Genomic DNA, 286 nt, shown 5'->3' with positions numbered 1-286 from the left:
ATATTACCCTGCTTGTTCAGCGTAATCATGGCATCCAGGCTGGCCTCGTAAACGGCGGATTTGATCGCATCCTCTTCTCTCGCCTGGGCCAGCTTCTCCACCATGTCGTTAAACGACTGGACGGTAACGGCCAACTCATCCCGGCCATTCACCGGTAATGGCTCGACCATTTCTCCTTTCGACAGACGCTGGGCCTGCCGGGTCAGGTGCGACAAGGTGCGGGTCAGGTAACAGCCCAGAATCCATGAAACCAGCGCAACCATAAATAATTCGGCCAATGCGATCC

1 protein-coding gene is annotated in these 286 nt (G+C 55.2%); it reads right to left on the bottom strand.

All coding sequences use genetic code 11. The features are described 5' to 3' along the window. Positions 1-286 (bottom strand): HAMP domain-containing protein (locus tag Q4548_RS16810; RefSeq protein WP_303457203.1); only part of this gene is annotated, 286 nt, incomplete at both ends.

The organism is Wenyingzhuangia sp. 2_MG-2023 (assembly GCF_030548295.1).
Lineage (GTDB): Bacteria > Bacteroidota > Bacteroidia > Flavobacteriales > Flavobacteriaceae > Wenyingzhuangia.
This window is presented reverse-complemented; position numbering and strand designations above follow the sequence as displayed.